This window comes from Ruegeria sp. CJ9 (genome assembly GCF_056536625.1).
The window spans coordinates 79,889-105,983 of the sequence record NZ_JBQFPY010000003.1; the positions used below are offsets into that span (position 1 = coordinate 79,889).

The 26,095-nt window shown below is 58.6% G+C and carries 26 protein-coding genes; 17 read left to right on the forward strand and 9 right to left on the reverse strand.

All coding sequences use genetic code 11. The annotated features are described in order from the left end of the window. Window positions 1-19: 19 nt before the first annotated feature. From ACR0AJ_RS08480 to ACR0AJ_RS08495, 4 genes are all read right to left on the reverse strand, one after another. The gene (locus ACR0AJ_RS08480; protein ID WP_170349916.1) at window positions 20-769 is read right to left on the reverse strand and encodes a basic amino acid ABC transporter substrate-binding protein; all 750 of its coding nucleotides are present in this window, start codon (window positions 767-769) and stop codon (window positions 20-22) included. Window positions 770-791: 22 nt separating this feature from the next. Continuing rightward, on the reverse strand, window positions 792-1,838 hold the full coding sequence (locus ACR0AJ_RS08485) for a LacI family DNA-binding transcriptional regulator (RefSeq protein ID WP_170349917.1): 1,047 nt from the start codon (window positions 1,836-1,838) through the stop codon (window positions 792-794). Then, the gene (locus tag ACR0AJ_RS08490; protein ID WP_170349918.1) at window positions 1,838-2,590 is read right to left on the reverse strand and encodes a sugar phosphate isomerase/epimerase family protein; all 753 of its coding nucleotides are present in this window, start codon (window positions 2,588-2,590) and stop codon (window positions 1,838-1,840) included. Before ACR0AJ_RS08490 ends, ACR0AJ_RS08485 begins: the two co-directional genes overlap by 1 nt. A gap of 74 nt (window positions 2,591-2,664) precedes the next feature. After that, complete coding sequence (locus tag ACR0AJ_RS08495) at window positions 2,665-3,216, reverse strand: hypothetical protein (RefSeq protein WP_170349919.1); 552 nt, start codon at window positions 3,214-3,216, stop codon at window positions 2,665-2,667. A 372-nt stretch (window positions 3,217-3,588) separates the two neighbouring features. Here ACR0AJ_RS08495 and ACR0AJ_RS08500 point away from each other — a divergent pair, with 372 nt between their 5' ends. The 5 genes from ACR0AJ_RS08500 to ACR0AJ_RS08520 all read left to right on the forward strand — a co-directional run bounded on the left by ACR0AJ_RS08500 (window position 3,589) and on the right by ACR0AJ_RS08520 (window position 7,185). After that, entirely contained in the window at window positions 3,589-4,644 is a 1,056-nt protein-coding gene (locus ACR0AJ_RS08500; protein ID WP_170349920.1) for a glucokinase, read from the forward strand. A 38-nt stretch (window positions 4,645-4,682) separates the two neighbouring features. Continuing rightward, on the forward strand, window positions 4,683-5,609 hold the full coding sequence (locus ACR0AJ_RS08505; RefSeq protein WP_170349921.1) for a carbohydrate kinase family protein: 927 nt from the start codon (window positions 4,683-4,685) through the stop codon (window positions 5,607-5,609). 17 nt (window positions 5,610-5,626) lie between these two features. Further along, complete coding sequence (locus ACR0AJ_RS08510; protein ID WP_170349922.1) at window positions 5,627-6,298, forward strand: D-lyxose/D-mannose family sugar isomerase; 672 nt, start codon at window positions 5,627-5,629, stop codon at window positions 6,296-6,298. 145 nt (window positions 6,299-6,443) lie between these two features. Continuing rightward, the gene (locus ACR0AJ_RS08515) at window positions 6,444-6,701 is read left to right on the forward strand and encodes a hypothetical protein (protein WP_170349923.1); all 258 of its coding nucleotides are present in this window, start codon (window positions 6,444-6,446) and stop codon (window positions 6,699-6,701) included. A gap of 10 nt (window positions 6,702-6,711) precedes the next feature. Continuing rightward, window positions 6,712-7,185, forward strand: a complete 474-nt coding sequence (locus ACR0AJ_RS08520; protein WP_170551961.1) for a hypothetical protein — start codon at window positions 6,712-6,714, stop codon at window positions 7,183-7,185. Between the two features lie 3 nt (window positions 7,186-7,188). Here ACR0AJ_RS08520 and ACR0AJ_RS08525 read toward each other — a convergent pair whose 3' ends face one another. From ACR0AJ_RS08525 to ACR0AJ_RS08535, 3 genes are read right to left on the reverse strand one after another with little or no spacing between them, the layout of a single operon-like run. Next, on the reverse strand, window positions 7,189-8,361 hold the full coding sequence (locus ACR0AJ_RS08525; RefSeq protein ID WP_170349925.1) for an acetate/propionate family kinase: 1,173 nt from the start codon (window positions 8,359-8,361) through the stop codon (window positions 7,189-7,191). Then, on the reverse strand, window positions 8,354-9,748 hold the full coding sequence (locus ACR0AJ_RS08530) for a bifunctional enoyl-CoA hydratase/phosphate acetyltransferase (protein ID WP_170349926.1): 1,395 nt from the start codon (window positions 9,746-9,748) through the stop codon (window positions 8,354-8,356). Before ACR0AJ_RS08530 ends, ACR0AJ_RS08525 begins: the two co-directional genes overlap by 8 nt. After that, window positions 9,745-12,156 carry a DUF3141 domain-containing protein gene (locus ACR0AJ_RS08535; RefSeq protein WP_480740591.1) on the reverse strand — a complete coding sequence of 804 codons (2,412 nt, stop codon included), beginning with the start codon at window positions 12,154-12,156 and terminating at the stop codon, window positions 9,745-9,747. The genes ACR0AJ_RS08530 and ACR0AJ_RS08535 overlap by 4 nt, the downstream gene beginning before the upstream one ends. Window positions 12,157-12,468: 312 nt before the next feature. Here ACR0AJ_RS08535 and napF point away from each other — a divergent pair, with 312 nt between their 5' ends. From napF to ACR0AJ_RS08575, 8 genes are read left to right on the forward strand one after another with little or no spacing between them, the layout of a single operon-like run. Continuing rightward, the gene (napF, locus tag ACR0AJ_RS08540) at window positions 12,469-12,984 is read left to right on the forward strand and encodes a ferredoxin-type protein NapF (RefSeq protein ID WP_170349928.1); all 516 of its coding nucleotides are present in this window, start codon (window positions 12,469-12,471) and stop codon (window positions 12,982-12,984) included. Then, window positions 12,981-13,274, forward strand: coding sequence for a chaperone NapD (locus ACR0AJ_RS08545; protein ID WP_170349929.1), 294 nt, complete (start codon window positions 12,981-12,983; stop codon window positions 13,272-13,274). The genes napF and ACR0AJ_RS08545 overlap by 4 nt, the downstream gene beginning before the upstream one ends. Further along, window positions 13,271-15,763: a nitrate reductase catalytic subunit NapA gene (napA, locus tag ACR0AJ_RS08550; RefSeq protein WP_170349930.1), complete on the forward strand. Its 2,493-nt coding sequence runs from the start codon at window positions 13,271-13,273 to the stop codon at window positions 15,761-15,763. The genes ACR0AJ_RS08545 and napA overlap by 4 nt, the downstream gene beginning before the upstream one ends. A 27-nt stretch (window positions 15,764-15,790) precedes the next feature. Beyond that, a complete protein-coding gene (gene napG / locus ACR0AJ_RS08555; RefSeq protein WP_170349931.1) occupies window positions 15,791-16,609 on the forward strand; it encodes a ferredoxin-type protein NapG in 819 nt (272 codons plus the stop codon). Then, entirely contained in the window at window positions 16,606-17,523 is a 918-nt protein-coding gene (gene napH / locus ACR0AJ_RS08560) for a quinol dehydrogenase ferredoxin subunit NapH (protein ID WP_480740594.1), read from the forward strand. Before napG ends, napH begins: the two co-directional genes overlap by 4 nt. A 12-nt stretch (window positions 17,524-17,535) precedes the next feature. Then, window positions 17,536-17,973: a nitrate reductase cytochrome c-type subunit gene (locus ACR0AJ_RS08565; RefSeq protein ID WP_170349933.1), complete on the forward strand. Its 438-nt coding sequence runs from the start codon at window positions 17,536-17,538 to the stop codon at window positions 17,971-17,973. Between the two features lie 29 nt (window positions 17,974-18,002). Continuing rightward, window positions 18,003-18,704, forward strand: a complete 702-nt coding sequence (locus ACR0AJ_RS08570; RefSeq protein WP_170349934.1) for a NapC/NirT family cytochrome c — start codon at window positions 18,003-18,005, stop codon at window positions 18,702-18,704. Window positions 18,705-18,717: 13 nt separating this feature from the next. Beyond that, complete coding sequence (locus ACR0AJ_RS08575) at window positions 18,718-18,975, forward strand: hypothetical protein (protein ID WP_480740596.1); 258 nt, start codon at window positions 18,718-18,720, stop codon at window positions 18,973-18,975. Window positions 18,976-18,992: 17 nt separating this feature from the next. Here the strand turns inward: ACR0AJ_RS08575 and ACR0AJ_RS08580 are convergent, their stop codons facing one another. Further along, window positions 18,993-19,916 (reverse strand): GlxA family transcriptional regulator, encoded by a 924-nt coding sequence (locus tag ACR0AJ_RS08580; protein ID WP_254440210.1) that lies wholly within the window; start codon window positions 19,914-19,916, stop codon window positions 18,993-18,995. Between the two features lie 97 nt (window positions 19,917-20,013). Here ACR0AJ_RS08580 and ACR0AJ_RS08585 point away from each other — a divergent pair, with 97 nt between their 5' ends. The 3 genes from ACR0AJ_RS08585 to ACR0AJ_RS08595 are packed head-to-tail and all read left to right on the forward strand — an operon-like array spanning window position 20,014 to window position 23,975. Next, on the forward strand, window positions 20,014-21,174 hold the full coding sequence (locus ACR0AJ_RS08585) for an acyl-CoA dehydrogenase family protein (RefSeq protein ID WP_170349936.1): 1,161 nt from the start codon (window positions 20,014-20,016) through the stop codon (window positions 21,172-21,174). A gap of 2 nt (window positions 21,175-21,176) precedes the next feature. Continuing rightward, window positions 21,177-23,192, forward strand: coding sequence for an acetate--CoA ligase family protein (locus ACR0AJ_RS08590; protein ID WP_480740598.1), 2,016 nt, complete (start codon window positions 21,177-21,179; stop codon window positions 23,190-23,192). A gap of 3 nt (window positions 23,193-23,195) precedes the next feature. Continuing rightward, the gene (locus ACR0AJ_RS08595; RefSeq protein ID WP_480647304.1) at window positions 23,196-23,975 is read left to right on the forward strand and encodes a carnitinyl-CoA dehydratase; all 780 of its coding nucleotides are present in this window, start codon (window positions 23,196-23,198) and stop codon (window positions 23,973-23,975) included. A gap of 4 nt (window positions 23,976-23,979) precedes the next feature. Here the strand turns inward: ACR0AJ_RS08595 and ACR0AJ_RS08600 are convergent, their stop codons facing one another. Continuing rightward, a complete protein-coding gene (locus tag ACR0AJ_RS08600) occupies window positions 23,980-25,221 on the reverse strand; it encodes an acyl-CoA dehydrogenase family protein (RefSeq protein ID WP_480647306.1) in 1,242 nt (413 codons plus the stop codon). A 265-nt stretch (window positions 25,222-25,486) separates the two neighbouring features. On the opposite strand from ACR0AJ_RS08600, the gene ACR0AJ_RS08605 reads away from it, so the two are divergent. Further along, on the forward strand, window positions 25,487-26,095 hold the full coding sequence (locus ACR0AJ_RS08605) for a GntR family transcriptional regulator (protein ID WP_170349940.1): 609 nt from the start codon (window positions 25,487-25,489) through the stop codon (window positions 26,093-26,095).

Genomic DNA, 26,095 nt, shown 5'->3' on the forward strand with positions numbered 1-26,095 from the left:
CGTTTCGGATCGGACAGGTTTATTCGGTGCCCCAATATTTGCCGACCAACTTGTCCAGCGTGCCGTCGGCCTTGATCGCTGCCAGCCCTTCGTTGATGGCGTCGACCGTAGCGTCGCCTTCCTGAAACACGATACCCAGCGGGTCGGATTGCAGGCCGGTGATGCCCACGGTCAGCTCACCCGCGAACTCCTGCTCGTATGCGGCGGCCGAGGTGCCGTCGATGATCACACCCTGCACATCCGCATTTTGCAGTGCCAGTATCGCGGCAGAGAAGTTGTCATACAGGCTGACATTTTCGCGCCCTACTAGATCCTCGGCCAATTGCGCGTTGGTGGTACCGGTCTGCGCCGCCAGCTTCTGACCACCGGCTTTGAAATCCTCAAGCGTCATGTCCGCATTGTCGACCTGGAGCAGAATGGCCTGACTGACCACAATGTAGGGTTCTGAGAAATCCATCGTCTCTTCGCGTTCCGGCGTGATTGAGACGCCCGAGATCACCAGATCGAACTCACCCTGCTGAAGCGCGGCAAAGATGCCGTCCCATGCGGTGTTGACGAAATTCGGGACGCAATTGACCCGTTCGCAGATCGCATTCATCACATCCACATCGAAACCCACGATCTGACCGGTCGTCTCATCGACAGTTTCCATCGGCGGATAGGTGGCGTCGGTTCCGATTTTCAGAACGCGCCCGTCCAGGTCGGCAGCAAAAACTGCGGGGGCTGCTATCGCGGTCACGACCGCTGCGGCCAGTAGATTTTTAAACATCTTCAAGTCCTCCTGAGTTGATTTACGTGGTGGGCGCCTTTTGCGGCGCGGGGGTGTCAGGTTGGCGCTCGATCAGCGTGGCCCTGATCTTTTTCTGGGTCTCGGACGGGTCACCCCCTTCCAAAGCTTTCAACATGTACTCGCCCAGAAGACGGCTGGTTTCTTCGATGGGCACATAATAGGTGCTGGGCGGGGGTACGAAATATCGACTGAGTTGCAGATCATCGGTGGAAATCACCACCATGTCCCGGCCAATCTGCACACCCGCAGCATGGGCTGCGGACAAAACGCCTAGTGTCATCGCCTCATTCGCGCAGATACAGGCCGTGGGTCGGTCGCTTAGCTGCATCAGTGCCTCAAAACACAACTGCCCAGTACGAGCGGTTGTGGGGCCATTGAAAATCAGCGCTGGGTCAGGCGCAAGGCCACCATTGGCCAAAGCCTGTTCGTATCCGGTTTGACGTTGTGCTGCATAGATCAGTTCGGCCGGGGGGTTCACCAAGGCAATACGCCAGTGCCCCAACCCCACCAACCGCGCGGTTGCGTCAAACGCAGCCGCCTGACTGTCGAAATCGACATAGGCATGGGCTGTCTTGCTGTCGCTCATACCCATGGTCACGAAGGGAAAACTGTGTCGCTGTAGAAAAGCGATGCGCGGGTCGCCCTGCAATGTGCCCGAGAAGATGACACCATCGGCCAAACCGTCCTGAACAATCCGCGCCAGAACGGCCATGGCATCCGGCAGATCGGCCACGTTGAACACAGACATCTCGTATCGCGAACCCTGCAAGGACGCCGAGATACCGGCCAGAATGCGGGTGAATTCTACCCCTTCCCATTCCTCTGCTGCGTCAGGTGACACGCTGACCAGCACCGCGATACGGTAGGATTTGTTGGTGCGCAGCTTCAAACCGTCCATATTGACACGGTACCCGAGACGCGTGGCTACAGCCTGAATCTCTTGGCGTGTTTCTTCCCGAACTGACGCAGCCCCCCGCAGCGCGTTCGAGACGGTGCCAACAGAATAGCCCGTCTCCTTGGCGATCGACTTGATCGTTGCGCGCGCCATTATCCGACCTCCGAAGACATCTGTCCCATCAGAAACTTTCGCCCCGTCCGCAAGGTCTCGGCGTGGTCGGGCGTTTCATCGTGTTCGACAAACAGATCGCTGCAGGGGCTGTCATTCAGAATGCGCAACAGCCGGGGCCAATCGACCACGCCCTGCCCCAGATTGCGCCAGCGATCATCACCCTGCCCCGAAGCCGGTTCTGCATCCTTGGCGTGTACTGATACGATCCGCCCCGCGTACCGCTGCAACACCTCGGCCGGGTCCGGCACCGAGACGGCCAACCATCCGATATCGGGCTGCCAATGCAGCGTGTCATGGGCCAGGATCAGGTCCAAAGGCGTTTCTCCAACAGGGCCAACCAGATCAAAATCATGGTTGTGATAAGCCAGTCGAACCCCCTGGCCCGCCAATCGCGCCGCCCAAGCAGAGAGTTGGTCTGCTACATCCTGCCATCCCGCGACCGTGCCGGGGCGGGCCTGTGGCGCCAGCCATGGCATCACGGCAACCGGGCAGTTCAAAAGATCAAGCAGGGTCAGAATATCGTCAAACCGGGCTTCGAATTCCTCCCAATCGAAATGCGCCGACCGGACGGTCAGGCCCGACTGCGCAACCTGCAACGCCATGTGTTTAGGGGACAGATCGTGAAATCCAACTGTTTCAACATCCGCAATACCGCAGGCGAGGATCAGATCCAACTGCGCAGCCAGACCCCCGAGCTGCCTGACGGTATAAAGCTGTGCCGCTATCCGCATTTCCTGAGATTCACCGCGATTGAAACGTTTCAATAACGGTGAAACAGCCGCACTATGTTTGTCAAGCCCAGCGTTTAGCTTGGAACGGTAGCCCTATTTTGAAGTACTTTCTGAACTACCAGTGTGGAAAAGACAGCGAGGAACAGCAATATCACTGCGAAATTCAAAACAAACAGGAATTGCCACTGGTCCTGCGCTGAATTGCTCAATTTATCCGTTCTACTGGAGATCAAAGCATGTGTTGCAAGATAGACCCAGCACACCAGACTGAGCGCGGGAAGACAAAAATGTGGCATAAGCACCGTAAAGAGGATTGAGTTCAAACCGGTTTGCTCAGCGGCACCAACACGATTAGTCAGCTTTTGAACTTCAGCTTGCGATCCACGGATTACGAAGTGTGCGGCTAGGGTACCCAAAATCAAGGACATCGAAGCTACTGCACCCAGGCTGGTAAGAACAATGTTTTCTGCAGTCAGGGAAAAACCGCCTTTGTTGCCGGACCCAATGAAAATGGCGGCAAACAGTATACCCTGAAAAATCATGCCCCAATGCAGCCTTTGGTTTACCAGTGCATTTTCTTTTTCAATCAAATTCAGATAAAATACAGTATTATTGTTGTCAGACATATCCTAGCTGGGTACCGCCTATTTTACTTTCCAAGCCAAAATCTGTTCTCACGGTACACAAGAAATAACAAGAGGTTACTCCTTGGTCTTGGGTCGTAAGGGTTGCCTGTTTCCTTGTGATCGAAGGGTTGATGCTCCTGCAAGCCAAGTGTGTCAAATCCGCAGCCGGTCTGTTTAAAACTGGATTGCAGATGGCTGAACTGTTAGTTGGCATCTCAATGCGTTCCGACAGGCTTCTACAATGCACTACACTTGCATCGATTTCCCCGCAGAGTTCTGTTCACGTCTGGATCGGGATGCTCGGGCACACGATCGACTATGCCAGAATGGCTTTGTTGACATAGAATTCTCATAACTGGAACGCAATCTGAAATGTCTACCAAGGACTTAAAAACCACCCTGTCTGGAAAATCAGATTCTTTGCCCCTATTGCAACCCACTGCTTCCAACCGCGCGCATTGGAACTTGGTCGCGGATATCGGCGGCACCAATACGCGCTTGGGCGTGATCGCTGACGGAAAGCTGACCGATCTGCGCAAATACCCAACCGGCACCCTGCCAGAATTGCTTAACGCCTTTCACACCCTGCGCGATGAGATCGGCACCGATCCACGCGCCGTGGTGGCCGCCGGGGCCGGGCCTGTGAAGAACGGGAAGATCTGCCTGACGAATGCAAAGCTCGACCTGTCCGAGGGTGATATCGGCAAGGCCACGGGCGCGCAGCATACCTTTGTCATCAACGACTTTACCGCCGCTGCTTGGTCGGTGGCCGAAATCACAGGCGATGATGTCGAGGTGTTGCAAGGCACCGCGAACCCACCCCCTGGCACCCGGTTGGTTGTCGGTCCCGGCACAGGTCTTGGGGTTGGGGCGTTGCTTTATTCTGAGGGCCGGTATCACACCGCATCTGGTGAAGGCGGCCATATTGGCCTGTCACCGCGCCATGTGGATGAGGTCGAGATTTTCAAAGCCGCCCGGCACATCGCGCCGGATTGTTTCTTTGATGAAACTTTGGTGCTTGAGGCGGAAATGTTCCTTAGCGGCACAGGTCTGCCGGTCCTCTATCAAGCTGCAAGCATGGCCGCAGGACAGACCAACACGCCAATGCGCAGCGCCAAGGACATTCTTGATGACGCGCGCGCGCAGACAGATCCGATCGCCGAAAAAACGGCGCATATGTTCACCACCCATCTGGGCGCAGTGATGGGTGATCTTGCCGTCGTGCTGATGCCTGTGGGCGGTGTGTTCCTTGTGGGCGGTGTGGCCGAGAAAAACCGCTGGCTCTTCAAGGAAGCCTTCCGCGATGCGTTCAACGCGGGCGGGCGGTTTACCGATTTGCGAAGGTCAATGAGCCTGTATGTTTCGGAACAGGACGAATTTGGCATTGTTGGCGCTAACAATTTCTGTAAAAGTGCGCTCGCGCGTTAATATGGCCGCCTGATCCCACAAGACAGAAAGGACCCGGCATGATCCTGTGCTGCGGTGAAGCCCTGATCGACATGATCGCCACCCCGACCATTTCGGGCGGTGATGGATTTGTGCCCCATTCCGGTGGCGCGGTCTTTAACACTGCCATTGCCTTGGGGCGGCTGGGGTCGCCGGTTGGGCTGCTGACCGGTCTGTCTTCGGATATGTTCGGAGAGCAACTGACCGATGCCCTGAAGACCAGCCATGTGGATGCAAGCCATGTGATCCGAGCAGATCGCCCCACGACGCTGGCCTTTGTGCAGTTGAAGGACGGGCACGCCTCTTACAGCTTTATCGACGAAAACTCGGCGGGTCGCATGCTGATGCCCGAGGATATGCCGGATCAGCTCCCCGCTATTTCGGCGCTGTATTTCGGCGGCATCAGCCTGGCCTGCGAGCCTTGCGCCGACGCTTACGCCGCATTGCTGGACCGGCAAGGGGCGGATCGGGCGGTGATGATTGATCCCAATATCCGGCCCGATTTCATCAAGGATCAAACCCGGTATCGCACCCGTCTGAACCGGATGATCGCACAGGCGGATATCGTAAAGGTCTCGGACGAGGATCTGGATTGGATCATTCCCGGCCCGGAAAGCATCACTGAGAAAGTGCCGCTGTTGCTGCAAGCCGGGCCTGCCGTGGTTATTGTAACGCGTGGCGGTGACGGCGCGTCAGGCTATCTGGCGGACGGGTCCGAAACCTCAGTCCCCGTTCGACCGGTTCAAGTTGTCGATACCGTCGGTGCAGGTGACACGTTCAACGCCGGTGTGCTGGCCGAGCTGGAGCGCGGTGGGCACCTGACCAAAACCGCGCTGCGCACCCTGAGTACCGAAAACCTGCGCGCCGCTTTGGCCAAAGGCGCAGAGGTTGCAGCCATCACCGTTTCCCGCGCCGGGGCCAACCCGCCCTGGGCGCACGAGCTTTGAACCCCAAAGAGATCTAAATGAAACGTTCTGACATCAACGCCATCAAAACCGAAGCCGAGGCCTTTATACGCTCCTTCGGTGCGGTCCTGCCCCCCTTTGCCAATTGGTCGCCTGACCAAATGCGCAGTGACAAAGCCGCAGGCATTCGCGAACGCGGGCTGGGTTGGGACATCACCGATTACGGGCAGGGTCGCTTTGATGAGTTGGGCCTGTTCCTGTTCACCTTGCGCAACGGCGATGTGGGTGATCTGAACAGTGGTCGGGGCATGCTCTATGCCGAAAAGCTGCTGGTGTCGCGAGACAAACAGCTGTCGCCAATGCACCGCCACATTGTGAAAGCCGAAGACATCATAAACCGCGGCGGTGGTGATCTGGTGATGGAGATCTATGCCTCGGACCCGCAAGGCGGTATCGACCGTGAAAATCCTGTTGTCGTGCCCAGCGACGGTTGCCCCGTCACAATTCGGCCCGGTGAGTTGCTTCGCTTGAAACCCGGCGAAAGCGTCACTCTGATGCCCGGCATATGGCACGCCTTCTGGGCCGAACAAGGCGATTGCCTGATTGGCGAGGTCTCGACCGTCAATGACGACCGAACCGACAACGTGTTCGAAGACCCGATCCCGCGCTTTGCAACCATCGAAGAAGACGTCGCGCCGGATTTCCTGTTGGTCGCGGATTACTACGCTTGATACGCAGTTTTCAGGCTGACCTGACCCGCAAAATGATAAGTCCCTTTTCTTAAACCGGAAAAACGCATTAACATGGGCTGCGAAACCGTGGGTGGGGGTTCCAACCCTGACCTGTTACAGCAACAACTGTTAGGGGGCCGGTCCAATGGTCACGAAAGCTGAGCTTGAAGCGCAAGTTGCCGATCTGCGCCGCCAACTGGCCGAGCAAACTGCGACCCGTGAACAGGCACAAAGGCCGGAACCACACGATACTGTGGCCGACAGGATTGCCGAGAACATCGACAACTGGACCGGACAGCTTGAAGAAGCCCTGACCGAGTTGGAGGATCTGCCGCACAAAAGACCGATCCTGTTTGCGCTTGGCATTTTTACGCTTGGCTATCTGCTAGGCCGATCCCGGTAGGAGCCTGAACATGAGCCGCATTTCCCGCAATATCTCGATCATTCTGCGCGCCGAACGGTTGATTGCCCAACGCCATGTTGCCGTGGCCGCACGGCGTACCGGCTTTTACGCTGCGGCGGGGCTGGCCGTGGGGCTGGCTGTCATCATGCTGAACGTGGCTGGTTTTTTCTGGTTGTCAGCAACCCTGTCCAAACCGCTGGCCGCGCTGATCATGGCTGGGGCCAACCTGTTGCTGGGTGTGATCCTGGTTCTGATGGCCAACACGCAGAACGCGCAGGCGGATACGACAGCCGCGGTCGAATTGCGCGATATGGCACTGTTAGATATCGAAACCGAGATCAAAGACACTCTGTCCGACGCACGTAACACCGTGACAGGCATCCGGCGCGACCCGCTGGGTGCCCTGACACCCGATGTTATCAGCGCCATTCTGAGTACGCTGATCAAATACGCCAAGCGTCGCAAAGACAAACCCGAGCAATAGCGACTATTGCACCATCCGGGCGGCGGCGCGGGCGATCACCATCTCTTCGTTCGTGGGAATTGCCAGAATGCGCACGCGGCTGAAATCGGTCGACAGAACCGTGCCATTGTCGGCGTTCCTGTTGGGATCCATTTCAATCCCGATCCAGCGCATCCCGTCACAAACCCGCTGACGGATCTGTACTGCATTCTCACCAATGCCGCCCGTGAACACCAGCGCGTCCAACCCTTCCAGCGCAGCAGACATGGCGCCAAGCTCTCGGCGAATGCGAAAGACATAATAATCGATCGCCTTGCGGGCCTCGGGCGTTTCGGCGGCCAGCAGGGTGCGCATGTCCGATGACATCCCCGACAGACCCAGCAGGCCGGAATTACGATAGAGCATGTCGGCGATTTCATCCGCGCTCATCCCTTCCTGCTGCATCATGTACAGCACGACACCCGGGTCCAGCTGACCGCTGCGGGTGCCCATCGGCAGGCCGTCCAATGCGGAAAAACCCATGGTCGACGCCACAGCCCGCCCGCCTGACACAGCACACATCGACGCGCCGTTGCCCAGATGCGCGATGACAACGCGGCCATCATACAGGCTGGGCGCGATCTCTTTCAGCTTTTGCGTGATGTAGTCATAGCTCAGGCCGTGAAAGCCATACCGGCGCACGCCCTTGTCATAATAGCTCTGCGGCAGGGCGAAGGTATCGTTGACCCATGGATGGGTGCGGTGAAAGGCGGTGTCGAAACAGGCCACCTGAACCGTGTCTGGAAAGGCGGCGCTGGCTGCACGGATACCGGCCAGACTGAATGGCTGGTGCAGCGGCGCAAAGGGGATGAACCCGGCCAGAGTATCCAGAACCTTGTCGTCGATCCGCACGGGTTCGGAATACACCGTCCCCCCATGCACAACCCGGTGACCTATGGCCCGGATTTGGATGTCCGGCAGATATTCGCGTGTCATGTCCAGAAAGGCCTGGATTGCCTCGTCATGGCTTTGGGTATCCGTCAGCGCCTGGTTGATCGAGCGGCCCCCGGCAGATTCCGCCAACAAGCGCGGCGCATCCCCCAAGCGTTCGATCTGGCCGTGCCAACGCATGCTGGGGCGATTGCCTTCGACCAGTTCATACAGCCCGAATTTTAACGAAGACGACCCGGCGTTCAGCGCCAGCACATGGTCAGCCATGAATTTTACCCTTATTTGCCTGCGCATGCAGCGCCGCTACCGCGCAGGAAGCCAACCGCGAGGCATCATCATCCGCTCGGGACGTCAGAATGATCGGGGCGGCGGCACCTACCACAATTCCCGCTGCCTCGGCATGGGAAATGTAAGTCAGCTGTTTGGCCACCATATTGCCAGCTTCGATATTCGGGGCCACGAGAATATCCGCCGCCCCGGCGACGGCGGACTTGATGCCCTTTGTTCGCGCCGCCTTCAGATCAACCGCGTTGTCCATCGCCAGTGGGCCATCGACCAGCCCACCGGTGATCTGACCCCGCTCGGCCATTTTCGACAACAGCGCCGCATCCACAGACGAGGGCATATGCGGGTTGATCGTCTCAACCGCCGACAAGACGCCAACCTTTGGTGTTTCTATCCCGATCGAGTGTGCCAGATGGATGGCATTCTGCACAATGTCTGCCTTGGTCTCGAGGTCCGGAGCGATGTTCACGGCCGCATCCGTCACCATGATGGGCCGTGAAAAGCCTGGCACATCCATCACAAACACATGCGACAAGCGACGGCCTGTCCGCAGACCTTTGTCCCGACGCAGAACCGCTCGCAGCAAAACATCGGTGTGCAAATGCCCCTTCATCAGGGTTTGCGCCTTACCTTCAACCACCAGGTCCACAGCGCGATGGGCCGCATTTTCATGACTGCGGGCTTCAATGATCTCGATACTCGACAAATCGGCCTTCAACTCGGCGGCTGCAGCAGCGATTTTGTCAGGATCACCCAGAAGGATCGGCGCAATAATACCCTTGGAATGCCCTAGCAAGGCGCCGCCCAGCGAGTTCGGCTCTTCCGGGGCGATCACGGCTGTGGGCATCGGATCCAGAGGCTTTGCCTTTGCGATCAGTGCATCGAAATGGCGATGGCGCTGAACGATCAGGCCGGGCACGTCAACCGAGTCAAACGTCAGGTGTTTGGCTGGCGGCGTCACTTGCACCTCACCACTGAGGATCAGAGCGTTGTCGCCCACGCGGCGCACTTCGGTCGCACAAAGCAAATCACCGTCGTCCCGCTTTTCGGTCACGGTCAGCGTGGCGGTCACCTCGTCATCTGCCAGAACAGGCGCATGAAAAGACAGGTTCGCCGACCGCGCCTGGGTGCCCGCGCCGGGCAGGATATTGCCCAAAATTGCCGCAATCAAACCGGCAGGCCACAGGGCTGGGGCCACTGCCTCGGGGTGGCCATCGCCATCGCCATCATATCCTGCCAGATGCAATGGATTATGATCGCCCGAGGCCGAGGCAAAGGCATAAAGATCATCGACCGTACATAAGCGCGTCACCTGCGCCACGTCCCCGACCTTGATCTGCGTGTAGGTGCGGTTTTCCGTTATTTTCATTTCTGTTTGGCCTTGTTCGCAGTAGCCGAACTGCGCCCTTGAGATTTGGACCGAGTTCCGGCTTTCTGTTTGATCTCAGCAAGATCAAGCGTGTCGTATAGCGCTTGTGCCATCTCGACAAGCTCAGGTGAAGGGTTCGGAATTTCACCCAGAACACGCTTGAGCAGATCAACCGCCTGTTTTCTGTCAGCAACCCGCGGCAACAGGTCGGGCAACGTATCGATCGCACCCTGTTCGTCAAAAGTGACAATCACTGTCTGTTCGCGCAACATGCGTTGGCGGTCTTCGACGGTGAGATCCCTGAACGGGGCCTCATGTTGGAACACATGCGCCCAGCGATGCAGAATTTCAGCCCGAAAGCTTTGGTTGCTTGAGGCCAGCAACAGCAACAACCGGATCACGGCCTCGGGCAGCCCGCCCTGTTTCATGTGCGCCAATGCTGCCTCAACCTCGGGCAGGGCTTTCAGGGTTTCAGGATCAGGCAAGGTACGGTGGGCAGCGTTCTTCTTGCCGAACCACGCGGCCTGCGGACCACCCCAAAGCGCATAGAACATCCCTTCATACCAGGCGTCGCGCAGGTCTCGACTCAGATCCATGGCCTGTTCGACCCAGTCGCCGGTCAGCTTTTCCATCTCAAGAAACGGGTTATCAGCTGTCGCCGGGGCGCGCAGTTCGCGCGTCATCCCGGCTAATTGCGCAACCCCCTTCATCATCGGATTGTCCGAAGACATCGCCGTGCGTTGAACGCGCAGAGGGTGCAGATCACGCAAAGCCTTTGCGCCCATCGGTGTCGTCACGGACCGCACAAAAGGACGCCCGAAGGTTTCATACGCATTCGCCTGCACTTCGGACATATGGGCCACCGCGGCAAAGCTGGCCTCATCCTGCTGGCCGTCGTCTAACGCGGCTACATCCCCGAGTGTGCGGTCATAGAACCGAACCTCGAACTGTTTATCCTGGCCTTCGCCTTGGGTGTTTTCGATCACCATCTCGTAGAGGCCTGGTGCCATTGCTTCGACCGTTTCCAGGGTCGAAGCCATCTGCGTATGTTCCTTACGCGCCACTTTGGACGAAACAAAAATGCCCAGATGGCCAACCTCATCATGCAACATGTAGATGATCCGCTGACCGCGCAGACGGATATCCTCTTCATCTGCGTATGTGGCGGCAATCCAGTTGAGTGCCTGCTGGGGCGGGGTGATGTTATCACCTTGGCTGGCAAAGACAAATATCGGGCCTTTCACCGCCTTGATGTCGATCGGCACGCCCGGTTCCAACTGCGCGGTGTTCTTGATCAGCCGATTGCCAACGAACAGCTGCTCGACGATCCAGTGAATCTCGGCCTCGTTCAATAGGAAGTAACCACCCCACCAGCGCTCAAAATCAATGAAGCGTTTCCGACCGCCGTCAGGGTCGCGGTAGAGGTCGAAATACTTGCCGAAATAATTCCGGCTGGGGTTCAGCTGTTCAAAATTCATCACCAGATTGGCGCCATCGAACATGCCCGCGCCGACGTCCGACCAGAACATCGGTTGCCAGGTGCCGCCCAGAACACCGGCGTTATACCGCATCGGATTTTCCCCCACCTCGCCCGACCATGGCGCAATGGGGGCGCCATTCAAGATCAGCGGTCCGGTCAGATCCGGGTTGCAGGCGGCCATCAGCAAAGTGGCCCACCCACCTTGGCAATTGCCGGTCACGACCGGCTGCGGGCTGTCGGGATGGCGCGCGCGGACAGTGCGCACGAACCCGGCCTCGGCATGCATGACGTCGGCAAGGGTCTGCCCCGGCACAGGGTCTCGCCCGAAACTGACGAAATAAACCGGATGCCCTTTTGACAGGGCAACGCCAACCTGACTGTCTGGTTTGAATCCACCGATGCCGCCGCCGTGACCGGCACGCGGATCGATGATGATGTAGGGACGCCGGGTGTCGTCAATGGTTACACCTTTGGGCGGCAGGATGCGCAGCAGTTGGTAATTGCAGGGGCGTTTCAGGGTCGCCCCGTCGACGATGACCTCATAGTCATAGATCAGCACTGGCGGGCAACCCGCGGCTTCATGCTCCAGAAAAGCATCTCCGCGTTCACGCAGCGCGTCCATGGTCAGCACCACGCGCTGGGTGGCGTCTTTCAGATAAGCTGTCCAATCGTCGACAATCGATTGCGAACGCGCAATGCGCTGCGAAACCTCGGCGAAGCCCTGCATCAGATCTCGGGTCCGCTCTGAATGCGTTTCGATAATCCGCGTCGATTGCAGCCGGGCGGATTGGGACAACAGGGTCCATTGTACGCCGGACCGATCCAAAGCGCGGGTTACGATATCAACCGTTCGGTCCTGAGCCGCAGCCGCATTTTCAGCCGTCTCGGACCGAAGGTTCAACGAGGTCTTCTGCACATTGGTCACCATGAGCCTGTCCTCTAACCATCGAAAACACATGCGCCACCACCGTGAAATTCTGCCAGTGGCCGAGTCGATTTCTGCGACGCAGCATAGTTTGTTTCGAAATGATACTCAAACCCAACTCTGCGCCGCGCCGTCTTGGTTCTAACCGTTGGTGCAGCCACCGCCTGAGCGGCATTGGACACCTTCAACTGTCAGGTGACTGGCGAAAAGGCGAAAAATAAATGTTTCAATAATGATCTGGATCAAGATTCATCACATTCGGAAACGCTATTGGGATAACCTAGTAAGGGAATCAAGCGCGTACAGTCCAGCCAAATGAGCCAGATGACCAGTCGTCGGGCGTTTCTAAGCGCCAAAATATGTCGGGAGGACAGCAGCATTGTCCGTCCTCCGGGATCACATGTGCCGGGTTTCCTGGATCACTGCACCAAATGTGGCGACTGCGTCGACGCCTGTCAGGAAACGGTGATTGTCGTCGGTCAGGACGGTTTCCCCGTGTTTAAGCCCAGTGAAAACCCCTGCACCTTTTGCGGCGATTGCGCCACGGTCTGCCCGACAGACGCGTTGCAAATCGAACGCCTGCCGGACTGGCCCTGGCGCGCGGCGATCGAGACATCCTCTTGCCTGTCCATGAACGGGGTCAGCTGCCGCGTATGTCAGGATAATTGCGAACAGAATGCCATCCGCTTCAGGTTGCAACTGGGCGGTCTGGCCGAGCCTTCGCTGGATGCCGACACCTGCGTTGGGTGTGGTGCTTGCGTGCCCTCCTGCCCTGTCAATGCCATCGCGCTTGACCGTCAGCCCACATCTAAAACGGAAGCGATACAATGAATATTTGCGGTTGCCTTGTACATATCGTCCCTGACCAAGCTGAGGCCGCGGCGCAAACGATGCGCGACACACCAGGCGTCGAGGTGCATGCCCAGGCCGAAGACGGCCGTTTCGTCGTCGTCGTCGAAGACACATCCGATCACCTGGCGTCCGAGATCATCATGGATCTGCATCAGATCCCCGGAGTGGTCTCACTAACGCTGACCTATCACCATTTCGAGGATCTTGCGGAGGCTACCCCGCATCCCGATGCCCAAAGCCAAACCACCAGCCGGAGGCTCACGCTATGACTACTTCAGAATCTCGCCGGACTTTTCTCAAGGCCTCAGCGGCCGCTGCCACTGCGTCAGCCGCTGGCATTCCTCTGGCCACCGGTCAGGCCAACGCGCAGGCCGGGGCCCCCGATATCCGCTGGGACAAGGCGGCCTGCCGGTTCTGCGGTACCGGATGTTCGGTGCTGGTCGGCACCAAGGACGGCCGTGTGGTGGCCACGCAAGGCGACCCGGACGCGCCGGTCAACCGTGGCCTGAACTGCATCAAGGGCTATTTCCTGTCCAAGATCATGTACGGCAAGGACCGTCTGACTACGCCGCTACTGCGCAAGACCAACGGCGAATACGACAAGAACGGTGAATTCGAGCCGGTCAGCTGGGACGAAGCCTTCGACGTCATGGCCGCCAAGTGGAAAGAGGCCCTGGCCAAGAAGGGTCCAACCAGTGTTGGAATGTTCGGTTCGGGTCAGTGGACAATCTGGGAAGGCTATGCCGCCTCCAAATTGATGAAGGCCGGATTCCGGTCTAACAATATCGATCCCAACGCGCGGCACTGTATGGCATCCGCCGTTGTCGGGTTCATGCGCACATTCGGCATTGATGAGCCGATGGGCTGTTATGACGATTTCGAACACGCGGACACTTTTGTGCTGTGGGGCTCGAACATGGCCGAGATGCACCCGATCCTGTGGTCGCGCCTGACCGATACGCGCCTGACCAAGCCGGGATGTGAAGTCCACGTGCTGTCGACCTTCGAACACCGTTCGTTCGAACTGGCAGACAACGGCATCGTGTTTGAACCACAGACCGATCTGGCGATCCTGAATTACATCGCGAACTACATCATCCAGAACAACGCGGTGAACGAGTATTTCGTCAGAAATCACGTCAACATCACGAAGACTGCCACCGATATCGGCTATGGCCTGCGAGAAACCAACGCGCTGCAACAAGAAGCAGAAAACCCGAACTCTGGCGCGCTTGAGAGCATCAGCTTTGAAGAATACGCCGAAGCGGTTGCGCCCTATACGCTGGAATACACCTCGGAATTGTCGGGCGTTCCGGCGGATAAGCTCGAGAAGCTCGCGCAGCAATACGCGGACCCGACCCGCAAGGTCATGAGCCTTTGGACTATGGGTTTCAACCAGCACACCCGCGGATCTTGGGTGAACTCGCTGATGTACAACGTCCATCTGCTGGTGGGTAAGATTTCCGAACCGGGCAACTCGCCCTTCTCGCTGACCGGTCAGCCGTCAGCTTGCGGGACTGCACGCGAAGTCGGCACTTTTGCCCACCGCCTGCCCGCCGACATGGTGGTGGCGAATGATGAACACCGCGAGATTTGCGAAACTGCGTGGAACATCCCCGAAGGTACCATTCCGCCCAAACCGGGCTTCCACGCTGTGTTGCAACACCGCAAGCTGAAAGATGGTGAGCTGAACGCCTATTGGGTGCAGTGCAACAACAACATGCAGGCCGCGCCCAACATCAACGAAGAAGGCTATCCCGGTTATCGCAACCCCGAAAACTTCATCACTGTCTCTGACCCTTATCCCACGGTCACCGCTGTCTCTGCCGACCTGATCCTGCCCACCGCCATGTGGGTCGAGAAGGAAGGCGCCTATGGCAACGCCGAACGCCGCACCCAGTTCTGGCGGCAGCAGGTGCAGGCCCCAGGTGAGGCCAAGTCCGACCTGTGGCAACTTATGGAATTTTCCAAACGCTTCACGGTTGAAGAGGTTTGGGGCGAAGAACTGCTGGCCAAGATGCCCGAGCATCGCGGTAAGACCATGTTCGACGTGCTTTATGCCAACGGTAAGGTGGATCAGTTCCCGCTGTCCGAAACGGCAGAAGGGTTCCATAACGACGACGCCGAGCACTTTGGGTTCTACGTTCAGAAAGGTCTATTCGAAGAATACGCTGAATTCGGTCGCGGCCATGCGCACGATCTGGCTCCGTTCGAAATGTACCATCAGGCACGCGGTATGCGCTGGCCGGTCGTGGATGGCAAAGAAACGCTATACCGCTTCCGCGAAGGCTTTGACCCGTATGTTCCCGAAGGGGCTGACGTAAAATTCTACGGCCACAAGGATGGCAAGGCCAAGATCATCTTTGCGCCCTACGAACCCGCGGCTGAAGAGCCGGATGAAGAATTTGATCTGTGGTTGTCCACGGGACGTGTGCTTGAACATTGGCACTCGGGCTCGATGACCCGCCGGGTGCCGGAATTGCACCGCGCCTTCCCATCCGCTGTCGTCTACATGCATCCGCAGGACGCCAAGGATCGGGGTCTGCGCCGCGGGCAAGAGATCATTCTGTCCACTCGCCGTGGCGAGGTTACCAGCCGGGTCGAAACCCGCGGACGCAACAAGGTGCCGCGCGGTTTGGTCTTCATGCCGTGGTTCGACGAACACCAGCTGACCAACAAACTGACGCTGGACGCGACCTGCCCACTGTCGAAAGAAACCGACTATAAAAAGTGCGCCTGCAAGGTCGAGCGCGCGTAACCGGCCCGGATCGCAAAGGTAGCCCCCATGTCTCTGGCTGGTACCCCCCTCTCGCCTCAACGGCGCCGTTTCCTGCAGGATTCGGCGCGCGCGGCAGGCGGCTGCGTGGTCGCAGGGTCTTTGCTGGCCTGGCTGGCCCGTGATGCCCGTGCGTTACCGGCCGAGGCGCTGCGTCCACCCGGCGCACTGCCTGAGGAGGCGTTCCTGTCGGCCTGCATCCGCTGTGGGCTGTGCGTGCGGGACTGCCCTTACGATACGTTGAAACTGGCCGAACTTGGGGTGGATGCCGTGGCCACCGGCACCCCCTATTTCACGGCGCGCAATGTGCCGTGTGAGATGTGCGACGACATTCCCTGCGTTGCCGCTTGCCCCACAGGTGCGCTGGACCCGGGGCTGGACAATATCGACGACGCGAAAATGGGCGTTGCCGTTCTGGTCGATCAGGAGAACTGTCTGAACTTTCAGGGCCTGCGCTGCGACGTCTGCTATCGCGTCTGCCCCGTCATTGATGACGCGATCACGCTGGAAGCGGCCCATGACGCCCGATCGGGCCATCATGCGATGTTCATCCCCACCGTGCATGCCGAGCGCTGCACCGGTTGCGGCATGTGCGAAAAAAGCTGTGTCCTACCGGAAGCTGCCATCAAGGTTCTGCCGGAACGACTGGCGCGGGGCAGCGCGGCCGACCACTATCGCAAAGGCTGGGAAGAAAAAGAGGCCCATGGCGGGCCTTTGGTGGACGGCTTGATCGATCTGCCCGACCGCTTGCCGGGACCGGGCACAGACAACCTGACCACACCGGGCGGCTTTGCACCGTCATATGACCTGCCGGGGGTAGGCCAATGAGCGCGCGCACGCATATTCCTGTCGGTCACGAAGCGATCGAAGCCAAAGGCTGGATCGGAGCGCATCGTTTTCTGCTACTGCGTCGTACCAGCCAGTTGTTCTTTCTGGTCCTGTTCCTGCTGGGCCCTTGGTTCGGCATCTGGATCGTGCAAGGCACACTGGCCGGATCCCTGACCCTAGGCGTGTTGCCTCTGACCGATCCGTTTATCGTATTGCAAAGCATCATTGCCGGGCATTGGCCTGAATTGACTGCTCTGATCGGCGGGCTAATCGTTCTGGTCGCCTATGCGCTGATCGGGGGCCGTGTCTATTGCTCCTGGGTCTGCCCAATCAACCCGGTAACCGACGCCGCCAATTGGCTGCACCGGCGACTGGACCTGCCGAAAGGTTGGCAACCAAAACGCAGCACACGCCTATGGGTACTGGCAATGGTCCTGGTCGTGTCGGGCCTGACCGGCGTGATCGCTTGGGAGCTGATCAACCCCATCACCATGCTGCATCGCGGGCTGATTTTTGGCGCGGGTTTTGTCTGGGCCATGGTTGCTGCGATCTTTATCTTTGACCTGTTCGTCGCGCGCCACGGATGGTGCGGTCATATCTGCCCGGTCGGCGCTTTCTATGGTCTGATCGGCAGCAAAAGCTTGCTGCGAGTCAGCGCCGCAAACCGGGCGGCCTGTGACGATTGCATGGATTGCTATGCCGTCTGCCCAGAAAATCAAATCATATCCCCCGCGTTGAAGGGCAAGCCCGGGACAACGCCACTGATCCTTTCCCCGGACTGCACCAATTGCGGCCGCTGCATCGACGTATGCGCTGTCGATGTCTTCACCTTTACTCACCGGTTCGACGACCATGTCGCCGCGCCTTCCGATCCAGTTCCCGCGCCCGACCGGCGCGCAGCCAGACCTATTTAAGGGAGTGCCAAGATGAAAAAATCAATCGTGACAGGCGGAATGGCCCTGATCCCCGTTTTGCTCCTGAGCGGGTTCGCCCTTGCCCAGTCGGCCCAAGTGGAAACCCTGCGTGGGGCGGAAGTGGATGAGCTTATTCCACTCGATCAGATCCACAAAAATGTCGAAGGGCGCATGCAGCGCAACTATCGCCAGCAACCGCCGCTGGTTCCTCATTCGATCGAACAATACCAGATCGACGTGCGCACCAATCAGTGTCTGTCCTGCCACGACTGGACCAAGGCAGGTGAACGCAACGCTCCGACCCTGTCGATGACCCACTATCTGGATCGCGACGGCAACGAGCTGGATCACATTGCGGGCACCCGCTATTTCTGCAACCAATGTCACGTGCCTCAGGCAGACGCGCCTGCGTTGGTCGACAACGTGTTTGAACCCTCTTCTGGCAACTAATCCAACGCATGTCTGAAAGGAGCACCAAGATGGCAGACTCCCCCGAAAAACGCGGTTGGATTGGCCGCCTCTGGAACTGGATCTGGACACCGGCCGTGGCGTTCAGCTCGGGCTTTCTGATCCTAGCGGGCTTTCTGGCCGGCATCCTGTTCTGGGGTGGGTTCCACTGGACACTGGAACTGACCAACACCGAGGAGTTTTGTACCTCGTGCCATACGATGGAGGTCAATCTGGGCGAATATCGCGAAACGATCCACTACAACAACCATTCCGGCGTGCGCGCGATTTGTTCCGACTGCCACGTGCCGCATGAGTGGAACCACAAGATCAAGGCCAAGATCATGGCCGTCAAAGACGTCTATCACGAACTGGCCGGAACCATCAGCACGCCCGAAAAATACGAAGCGCACCGTCTGAGCATGGCTTCGGCCGTCTGGAAAAAGATGAAGGCGTCGGACAGCCGCGAATGCCGCAATTGCCACAACTTCGACTATATGGATTTCACCATCCAGGAAACTCGCGCCGCATCCGAACACCAGCGCGCCATCGACACCAACATGACGTGCATCGATTGCCACCAGGGCATCGCGCACAGCCTGCCTTCGGATTACCTTGAGGAATACCAGAGAGTCACGGATGAGCTGGCCGGTGAGACAACGGGCGCACAATCGCATCAGGTTGCAGATAGCAGCGATGAGATCCGGTCATTTCTGAACAAGAGCGCGGATTAAAGAGAGGCACGATATGCTGGAACTTCTGGGAACAATCGGGGCCAACATCATCAGCCTTCCGGGCATTCTGGGCCTTGCGCTTGGCATGATGACCCGCCGCCTGTGGCTGGGCGGCTTGATGGGGGCCGTGGTCGGCGTGCTGGAAACGGTGATCTTCGCCCATTGGAACTTTGCCAATGTCAGTATGGTCGAACTGTTAATCGCCGTCGTCATCGGCCTGTGCGCAGGTACGGTGGGTTCGGTCATCCGCATCAAGGGTGCGACAGTCTGAATTCGCCAAACTTTGCATCAATTCGGCGCCCCGCTGCGGAATGCAGTCGGGGTTCGCCCGAATTCGGCCTTGAACGCACGGGTCATGGCGCTGGCGTTTTCATACCCGCAGCGACCGGCAATATCCGCGATGGTTTGTTCGGTCTCCTCGACCAGTTTCCGGGCCATAGTCAGCCGCAGGCGCCGATACAGTGCCTGCGGCGTGGTGCGTAATTCGGCCTGAACCCGCATTTCGATCTTCTTTTGCGAACAGCCAAGTTTGCGGGCAACGTCCCGGATCGTCAGCGGCGTTTCTATGTTCCCCTGCATCACCGTCAACGTGCGATTGACCAGCGTATCTTCGGATTTCAAAGGCAAGGCATAGGGATCGGTCGCGCTGCGGCTCATCAGCAGGTGGGCTACCTCCATCGACAGTAGCGGGCCATGATCCCGACGAATGAGGGCCGAGGCCAGATCAAAGGCCGCCATCGCCCCCGAACAAGTCAACCGATTGCCGTCTATGACAAAGCGTTCCTGCACAACGTCAACTGCTGGAAAGGCTTCTTCGAACCGCGATAGCTCATCCCAGTGAATCGTCGCGCGGTGATCGTCCAGCAAGCCAGCGCGCGCCAGTAGCCAACTGCCGGTATCCAGCCCGGCCACTTGCGGATGGGTCCGCGCCGCCGCCAGCAGGGCGCGCGTGGTGGCACGAGTATCCAGCGACAAATAGCCGTAAGATGGCATCACGACCAATACATCGCCGCTGTGAACGTGCAAGGCCCCATGCGGCGTGACGACCAGCCCGCTGGAACTTTGCACGGGCTTGCCATCCAACGAACAGAATCGCCAGAGATACAGCGTCTGCCGCGACAACGAGTTGGCCGCCCGTAGCGGTTCGACCATGTTGGCGAGGCAGTGGTTCGAAAACCCATCAAACAACAGAATGTTATAGCGTTGGGACAATTTTTTCTAACTCTGCATACTAAGCGACTAACTTTGCATGTCGTGACCGTGACCTGTGGCGTTTCATTCGTCAACCACCAGCCAGGGAACACGCGCCATGCAATTCGGTCTGTCAGAAGAACAGGAAATGATCGTTTCAACGGTCCGCAGCTTTGTCGAGAAAGAGATCTACCCCCACGAAGACGCGGTCGAGCGCAGCGGAACCGTGCCATCAGAGCTGGGCGAAGAGATCAAACAGAAGTGTATCGACCTTGGCTTTTACGCCTGCAACTTCCCCGAAGAAGTCGGCGGCGCTGGTCTGTCGCATCTGGATTTCACATTGGTCGAACGTGAATTGGGCCGCGGTTCCATGGCGCTGACCCACTTCTTTGGCCGTCCGCAAAACATCCTGATGGCCTGCAACGATGATCAGCGCGAGCGCTATCTTCTGCCCGCCGTGCGTGGTGAAAGAATGGACGCGCTGGCGATGACCGAACCGGATGCCGGGTCGGACGTGCGGGGCATGAAATGCCAGGCCGTGCGCGATGGCGGGGACTGGGTCGTCAATGGTTCGAAACACTTCATCTCGGGCGCGGAACACGCGGATTTCTTCATTGTCTTCATCGCAACCGGGGTCGATGAGACCCCGAAAGGTCCAAAGAAGCGGATCACCACCTTTCTCGTGGATCGCGGCACGCCGGGGTTCGAGGTTCGCGAGGGCTATAACTCGGTCAGCCATAAAGGTTACAAGAACTACATCCTTTATTTCGACAATTGCCGCCTGCCCGATGCGCAGGTCCTCGGCGAAGTCGATGGTGGCTTTGCGGTGATGAACGAATGGCTATATGCTACCCGGCTGACGGTCGCGGCCTTTTCAGTCGGGCGTGCGCGCCGGTGCTTTGACTATGCGCTGAACTATGCGGCCGAGCGTAAGCAGTTCGGCCAACCCATCGGCAAGTTTCAGGGCGTCGGCTTTCAGATCGCCGACATGATCACCGAGATTGACGCTGCCGACTGGCTGACCCTCGCCGCCGCGTGGCGACTGGACCAGAACTTGCCATCGAACCGCGAGATCGCCTCGGCCAAGCTCTATGCCTCCGAGACGCTGGCGCGGGTGACCGATACCACACTGCAAATCTTCGGCGGCATGGGTCTGATGGATGACTTCCCGATCGAACGGTTCTGGCGCGATGCAAGAGTTGAACGTATCTGGGACGGCACCAGCGAGATTCAGCGCCACATCATCAGCCGCGATCTGCTGCGTCCCTTGGGCGCCTGAAGATGAGCAAAGATCTGAACCGGCTGCTACGCCCGAAATCCATTGCCGTTATCGGCGGTGGCGCGTGGTGTCAGCAGGTCATCCTGCAATCGGAACGCATGGGCTATGCCGGCCAGGTCTGGCCGGTCCATCCCAAGGCAAGTGACATCGCAGGGCACACGGTTTTCGCCCGTCTGGAAGACTTGCCACAGGCCCCGGATGCCGTTTTCATCGGCATCAACCGACACGCCACGATTGAGGCGGTACAGACGCTGTCCGCCATGGGTGCCGGTGGGGCGGTATGCTTCGCCTCGGGCTTTTCCGAAGCAGTGGCCGAAGATGACACCGGCGCGGACCTGCAGGAGCAGCTGCTAGCCGCCGCAGGAGACATGCCCATTCTGGGACCGAATTGTTACGGCTTCATCAACGCGCTCGACGGGGCGCTGCTATGGCCGGATCAGCATGGTGCAACGCCGGTAGACAAGGGCGTTGCGATCTTGACGCAAAGCTCGAACATCTCGATCAACTTGACGATGCAGAAACGCGCGCTGCCGATTGCCTATATGGTGACTTGCGGAAACATGGCTCAAACCAGTCAGGCCGAGATTGCCTCGGCCCTGATCGACGACCCGCGCGTGACCGCCGTTGGCCTACATATCGAAGGGTTCAAGGATATCCGACAGTGGGAGGCGCTAGCCGCTAAGGCGCATGCAAAGGGCATCCCCCTGATAGCGCTCAAGGTCGGCGCGTCGGAACAGGCGCAGGCGGCAACCGTGTCGCACACCGCGTCTCTGGCAGGCAGCGACGCCGGGGCGCAGGCGCTGCTGGAGCGGTTGGGCATACCGCGCCTGTCTGCCTTGCCTGATTTCCTGGAAACGCTGAAACTGTTGCACTGCTACGGGCCATTGCCGGGTGGCAACATCGCCTCGATCAGTTGCTCGGGGGGCGAGGCCAGCTTGATCGCCGATATGGCCATTGGCACTGGTCTGAGTTTCCCTCAGTTGACTGACGACAAGAAAACCCAACTGCGTGATGCGCTTGGTCCGATGGTCGCTTTGAATAACCCGCTGGACTACCACACTTATATCTGGCGCGATGAGGGTGCGATGACGCGGGCGTGGTCGGGAATGACAGGCGACGATATCGACCTGACCTTCTCGATCGTCGATTACCCGACCACTGATCCGACAGATTGGGCCTGCGCATCGCGAGCGGCGCTGAAAGTGCGGGCCGAGACCGGAGCTCGTTTCGCTATCGCGGCAACTCTGCCTGAACTTCTGCCCCAGGACATCGCGCAAGACCTTATGGCCGGTGGCGTAGCCCCTCTTATGGGTCTGCAAGAAGCGCTTAGCGCCACCCGTGCAGCGGGTCAGATCAAAGCACCCGCCGAGGCCGTAGTTTGCCTGCCCGGCACGATCGAGGCAACGCGTACATTGACCGAGGCCGAGGCGAAATCAGCGTTGGAAGTGTGTGGCTTGCGCGTCCCTCAGAACCGCACAGTTCGGGGCGCTGACGAAGCACGCGCTGCGGCGTCGGATATGACCGCGCCCTTTGCCATCAAAGGCATCGGGTTGGCCCATAAATCCGAACACGGCGCAGTATGCCTTGGCGTCCAGGTTGACGACGTGGCCGATGTGGCCGCCGATATCGGGACGGACGAGGTGCTGATCGAAGAGATGATCACCGGTACCGTAGTCGAGCTTTTAATCGGCGTCGTCCGCGATCCGGCGCATGGGTTCGTCCTGACGCTGGGCGCAGGCGGTGTGCTGACCGAAGTGCTACGCGATACCGCGTCACTGTTGGTACCCAGCACATCCGACGATATCCGCGCCGCACTGGCCAAGTTGAAAATAGCCCCGTTACTTGCGGGCTATCGCGGCCAACCTGCCGCTGATATGGATGCGATCATCACCGCAATTCAGGCCGTTCAGGCCTATGTCATGCAAAATGCCGACACGCTTGGCGAGGTCGAAATTAACCCGCTTCTCTGCACGCCCGACACGGCGGTTGCAGTGGATGCCCTGATTAGAAAGGCCTGAGACATGGACCCGATCAAAACCCGACGCGACGGAGCGATCCTTGAGGTGACGCTGGACCGGCCCAAGGCCAATGCTATCGACCTGATCACCAGCCGCAGAATGGGTGAGGTCTTTGCCGAATTTCGCGATGACCCCGAATTACGCGTCGCCATTCTGACAGGCGCGGGCGAAAAGTTCTTCTGCCCCGGCTGGGATCTGAAAGCCGCTGCCGATGGCGATGCAGTTGACGGCGATTACGGCGTTGGCGGGTTCGGCGGCCTGCAAGAACTGCGCGATCTGAACAAGCCGGTGATCGCAGCGGTGAACGGGATCGCCTGTGGCGGCGGTTTGGAACTGGCCCTGTCGGCTGATATGATTCTGGCGGCCGAACATGCCACATTCGCCCTGCCCGAAATCCGCTCGGGCACGGTTGCGGATGCGGCCAGCGTCAAACTGCCCAAGCGTATCCCCTATCATATCGCGATGGAGCTGCTGCTGACCGGGCGCTGGTTCGATGCCGAAGAAGCCAACCGCTGGGGTCTGGTGAATGAGATCATCGCCGCAGATCAGCTGATGGCCCGCGCATGGGAGCTGGCGCGGCTGCTGGCCTCGGGCCCTCCTCTGGTTTACGCCGCGATCAAAGAGGTCGTGCGCGACGCCGAGGACAGTAAGTTCCAGGATGCCATGAACCGCATCACCAAGCGCCAGTTGCGCACGGTAGATGTGCTGTATGCCAGCGAAGATCAGTTGGAAGGCGCGCGCGCCTTTGCGGAAAAACGCGACCCGGTCTGGAAAGGAAAGTAAGCGTTCAGCGCGGCGGCGGAGTCAGCCATTGCGCTGACATCCCGAAGTTTGACTCTTTGATCTCTTGTTTCGCGATGGCCTGCAAATGCACCTCGTCCGGGCCGTCCGCATATCGCAATGCCCGCGCCCATGTATAGCTGTCGGCCAGCGGCGTATCCGGCGTCATCCCCATGGCACCAAAGACCTGCATTGCGCGGTCGGTCACGGCGGCATGCACATTGGGTGCCACCACTTTGATTAGGGAAATCTCACGCCGCGCCGCCTTGGCGCCCACCTGGTCAATCTTCCACGCAGCCTGCAGGGTCAGCAAACGTGCCTGTTCGATCTCAAGCCGCGATTTCGCGATCCATTCCCGGATTACGCCTTGGTCTGATAGTTGCTTGCCAAAGGTTTTCCGTTCTTGCGCGCGTTCAACCATCAGCGACAACGCCATCTCTGCGGCCCCGATTGAGCGCATACAGTGATGGATACGTCCCGGCCCCAGCCGCGCCTGCGCCAGAGCAAACCCGCTGCCTTCTTCGCCCAGAAGATTGCCGACCGGCACGCGTACATCCTTGAACAGCAGCTCGGCATGGCCTTCGGGGTCATGCATATTCAGGATCGTGGGGTTTCGGACAATCTCCAGGCCGGATGTGTTTTTGGGCACGATCACCATGCTTTGCTGTTTATGCCTGTCGGCATTGGGATCGGTCTTGCCCATGACAATGAACATTCTGGTGTTCGGATGGCAGGCATTGGTGATGAACCACTTGCGCCCGTTGATGACATATTCATCCCCCTCGCGCCGGATCGAGGTGGTGATGTTTGTCGCGTCCGAACTGGCCACATCCGGTTCCGTCATCGCAAAGGCCGAACGGATTTCGCCGTTCAGCAATGGCACCAGCCATTCTTGGCGCTGCTCGGGCATGGCGAACATGTGCAACAGCTCCATATTGCCGGTGTCCGGCGCATTGCAGTTGAACACCTCAGAGGACCAGCTGACCTGCCCCATCAACTCGGCCAGCGGGGCGTATTCCAGATTGCTCAGCCGGGTGCCGGGTTCATCGTCGCGCAAGGAAGGCAGGAACAGGTTCCACAGCCCTTCGGCCCGGGCCAGCGCCTTGAGGTCTTCCATGAATGAGACCGGGAATTTGCCTGCTTCAATCTCTTCCTTATGAGCACGGATGCGAGGGTAGATATGCGCCTGCATAAAGCGTTTCAGCTGCTCGCGGATTTCCGCAGCGCGTGGCGATGGGGCAAAGTCCATGACGGTCCCTTTTCAGAACGTTGCAACACTACGTTGCCTCTGCGGGTACCCTATCCGCACCCACCGCATTTGTGAAAGCTGCCAGTTGGTTTCCAACGGTTTTTGCCGCAAGGTCATTTGAGTTGCGACAGGACTTGCCGGGTTTTGTATCGTCAAGCGTGGCAGAGTTAACGACCAAGCTGTTGCGACGACAACCATCACCTGTTGCCCATCACCTTGCAGAGCGATAATCGTCTGATCATATGACCAAAGCGACGGAGTTCAGGTGTCTGAGCAGCAGATCAAAAAATCGGATGACATTGCGCAGAAACTGTTGACCAGGATTGTCCGTGGCGCATTGAAACCCGGCGAAAAGCTGCGGCAGGACCTGATCGCGCGTGAGTTCGGAGTCAGCCAGGTCACTGTACGCGAGGCGCTGCTGAACCTGGCATCAAAAGGACTGGCCGTCGCTGTACCACGCCGAGGTATGTGCGTGGCGCCAATGGACCAGAACGCCATTCAAGAGCTGCGCGTGATGCGACGCGCGCTTGAACCGGTGGCCTTGCTACATTCCGTTCCAAACCTGACGGCCCAGCAGATTGCCCAGATAGAACAGGTACACGAAGACTGCGACAGCGCCCAAACTGCTGAAGATTGGGAAGACGCCAATCAGCGTTTTCATATGGCCGTCATCGCGGCCTGCAACATGCCGCGCATGATTGACGAGATCAGGAACCTGCAAGTGCTGTACACGTGGCATTTCAACAACCTGTACACCGCCAAATGGCGACCGCGCGCCGATCCGGATCACGCTGCAATTCTGGCCGCCATCAAGGATCGCGATGCGGCCAAGGCGCATTCGGTTATGCAGCGCCACCTGACCCGCCTGCCTTAG

Excerpts from the sequence above, each read along its gene's own strand:
- ACR0AJ_RS08480 (WP_170349916.1), bottom strand. The coding sequence starts at position 769 with ATGTTTAAAAATCTACTGGCCGCAGCGGTCGTGACCGCGATAGCAGCC.
- ACR0AJ_RS08485 (WP_170349917.1), bottom strand. The coding sequence starts at position 1,838 with ATGGCGCGCGCAACGATCAAGTCGATCGCCAAGGAGACGGGCTATTCT.
- ACR0AJ_RS08490 (WP_170349918.1), bottom strand. The coding sequence starts at position 2,590 with ATGCGGATAGCGGCACAGCTTTATACCGTCAGGCAGCTCGGGGGTCTG.
- ACR0AJ_RS08495 (WP_170349919.1), bottom strand. The coding sequence starts at position 3,216 with ATGTCTGACAACAATAATACTGTATTTTATCTGAATTTGATTGAAAAA.
- ACR0AJ_RS08500 (WP_170349920.1), top strand. The coding sequence starts at position 3,589 with ATGTCTACCAAGGACTTAAAAACCACCCTGTCTGGAAAATCAGATTCT.
- ACR0AJ_RS08505 (WP_170349921.1), top strand. The coding sequence starts at position 4,683 with ATGATCCTGTGCTGCGGTGAAGCCCTGATCGACATGATCGCCACCCCG.
- ACR0AJ_RS08510 (WP_170349922.1), top strand. The coding sequence starts at position 5,627 with ATGAAACGTTCTGACATCAACGCCATCAAAACCGAAGCCGAGGCCTTT.
- ACR0AJ_RS08515 (WP_170349923.1), top strand. The coding sequence starts at position 6,444 with ATGGTCACGAAAGCTGAGCTTGAAGCGCAAGTTGCCGATCTGCGCCGC.
- ACR0AJ_RS08520 (WP_170551961.1), top strand. The coding sequence starts at position 6,712 with ATGAGCCGCATTTCCCGCAATATCTCGATCATTCTGCGCGCCGAACGG.
- ACR0AJ_RS08525 (WP_170349925.1), bottom strand. The coding sequence starts at position 8,361 with ATGGCTGACCATGTGCTGGCGCTGAACGCCGGGTCGTCTTCGTTAAAA.
- ACR0AJ_RS08530 (WP_170349926.1), bottom strand. The coding sequence starts at position 9,748 with ATGAAAATAACGGAAAACCGCACCTACACGCAGATCAAGGTCGGGGAC.
- ACR0AJ_RS08535 (WP_480740591.1), bottom strand. The coding sequence starts at position 12,156 with ATGGTGACCAATGTGCAGAAGACCTCGTTGAACCTTCGGTCCGAGACG.
- napF (WP_170349928.1), top strand. The coding sequence starts at position 12,469 with ATGAGCCAGATGACCAGTCGTCGGGCGTTTCTAAGCGCCAAAATATGT.
- ACR0AJ_RS08545 (WP_170349929.1), top strand. The coding sequence starts at position 12,981 with ATGAATATTTGCGGTTGCCTTGTACATATCGTCCCTGACCAAGCTGAG.
- napA (WP_170349930.1), top strand. The coding sequence starts at position 13,271 with ATGACTACTTCAGAATCTCGCCGGACTTTTCTCAAGGCCTCAGCGGCC.
- napG (WP_170349931.1), top strand. The coding sequence starts at position 15,791 with ATGTCTCTGGCTGGTACCCCCCTCTCGCCTCAACGGCGCCGTTTCCTG.
- napH (WP_480740594.1), top strand. The coding sequence starts at position 16,606 with ATGAGCGCGCGCACGCATATTCCTGTCGGTCACGAAGCGATCGAAGCC.
- ACR0AJ_RS08565 (WP_170349933.1), top strand. The coding sequence starts at position 17,536 with ATGAAAAAATCAATCGTGACAGGCGGAATGGCCCTGATCCCCGTTTTG.
- ACR0AJ_RS08570 (WP_170349934.1), top strand. The coding sequence starts at position 18,003 with ATGGCAGACTCCCCCGAAAAACGCGGTTGGATTGGCCGCCTCTGGAAC.
- ACR0AJ_RS08575 (WP_480740596.1), top strand. The coding sequence starts at position 18,718 with ATGCTGGAACTTCTGGGAACAATCGGGGCCAACATCATCAGCCTTCCG.
- ACR0AJ_RS08585 (WP_170349936.1), top strand. The coding sequence starts at position 20,014 with ATGCAATTCGGTCTGTCAGAAGAACAGGAAATGATCGTTTCAACGGTC.
- ACR0AJ_RS08590 (WP_480740598.1), top strand. The coding sequence starts at position 21,177 with ATGAGCAAAGATCTGAACCGGCTGCTACGCCCGAAATCCATTGCCGTT.
- ACR0AJ_RS08595 (WP_480647304.1), top strand. The coding sequence starts at position 23,196 with ATGGACCCGATCAAAACCCGACGCGACGGAGCGATCCTTGAGGTGACG.
- ACR0AJ_RS08600 (WP_480647306.1), bottom strand. The coding sequence starts at position 25,221 with ATGGACTTTGCCCCATCGCCACGCGCTGCGGAAATCCGCGAGCAGCTG.